The 1,591-nt window shown below is 48.4% G+C and carries 2 protein-coding genes; both read right to left on the bottom strand.

The features are described from left to right. Positions 1-291: 291 nt before the first annotated feature. Entirely contained in the window at positions 292-1,203 is a 912-nt protein-coding gene (locus tag E1919_RS00675; RefSeq protein ID WP_162051431.1) for an IS3 family transposase, read from the bottom strand. Continuing rightward, positions 1,200-1,591: hypothetical protein (locus E1919_RS00680; protein WP_394351738.1), on the bottom strand; the 392-nt coding region annotated here is incomplete at its 5' end. The genes E1919_RS00680 and E1919_RS00675, both read right to left, overlap by 4 nt.

Consider the following 1,591-nt stretch of genomic DNA (forward strand, 5'->3'; position numbering starts at 1 on the left):
ATTAGTTATTAAGCTTATAATCTGTTTGACTCCTCTTGAATAAAGTTGACAGGTGGTCTCGTCCTGGAAAAAGTTGACGATTTTGAATGAATGATAAAATCAATAAAGCAATACCGGCTATAGCTTGTCAAATGTATCTATTTACTTTTCGATGGTCTAGTTGAATACGGAATTAGCTTGACGCTAGCGCTGTTTCTTTTTCATTTGATTACTACTACTACTACTACTACTACAGCTGTGGACTTGTGGCTAACTCTGCAGGAGTTATCCATAAATCCACAGCTTTCTGGCTCATATGCCATCAGCTTTACCGACCGATGACTTATTCTTCCACTGCTTCACTAAAGGCTCTTCCACCTGGTGGGCCTGTGAGGGAGTCAGGTAACCACAGCTCATGTGAGGACGAAGGGTATTGTAATTGCGGATACCTGTTTCTACAGCTAGCAGGGCCTCCATATGGGATTTAAACACCTGGTTGAGCCTAAACTCATGCTTCAGAATACCATTATTCACCCTTTCAGCAATCTGGTTCTCGTACGCCTCGCCGCTGTCTGTCATGCTAATAGCAATAGCTGCTGCCTTAAGCCTCTTAACATACTCAAAGCTGCAGTACTGCACGCCCCGATCAGAATGGTGAATAAGCCCGTTCCCTTGTTTACTGCGGGTAGAAAGCGCCATTTCCAGAGCGATCAGGCAGCCTTCCGTGCTCAGGAACTGATGCAGGCAGTAGCCCACGGTCTTCTTAGAGGAGGCATCGGTGATCAGAGACAAATAGTTGAAGTCAAAGCCCACGTAGATGTAGGTCAAGTCGCACACCCAGACTTGCTCGGTCTCCGTGATAGGGAGCTGCTTGATCAAGTTAGGGTACTTCCTCAGAAGGTGGTTAGAGTGTGTGGTTTTGGGCACAGCCCTGCCATGTCGGATGAGCAGACGGTGTGCCCGGAGCAACTCATGCAGCCGGTCCCTGCCCATCGCAATGCCGCTCTTCTGCAGGGGCTCCCGCAGCAGAAGATACAGCTTCTTTGTCCCCAGACCGGGTATCTCCCTTCTGATGGCAGTCACCAGACCCAATGCCAACATGGACTGGGCAGCACGCTGGTCCAGGAATGTTCTCCGCTGATGAAACGCTTGACGGCTTTTACCAAACAACCGGCAAAGGTTACCGACACTTACCTTTGCTGTTCCCTTATGCTGCAGGGTCAGGACTGTTTGGTACCAGACTTTTTTCGAATCGGAATCTTCAGGTCCTTTTCAGCCACTTCTATCATCGTGTGCAGGGCCAGGATCATGAGGTTAGCCTCTTCCAGGGCTTTCTCCAGCTGCTTGTTTCGCTGCTTGAGTGCTTCCAGGTTTTGCTTTTGCTTCTCATTCATGGGTGGTAAAGATATAAGTCCTTGCTCAATCTTACGCTGGTCGTCCGTAACCCAATGATGAACAGTTTTGACATTGTGTACGCCAAGCTCCTGCATCACTTGCTTGGCATCTTCGCCTCCAAAAAGCACGCGAAAGGCTGCTGCCTCCTTGACTTCCTCGCTATACTGATAGCGGTTAAGTAGTTCTTTGATGTGGTCTTCCATAGGGATAGTTTGTT

This window comes from Pontibacter pamirensis (genome assembly GCF_010015475.1).
In the GTDB taxonomy this organism is placed as follows: domain Bacteria; phylum Bacteroidota; class Bacteroidia; order Cytophagales; family Hymenobacteraceae; genus Pontibacter; species Pontibacter pamirensis.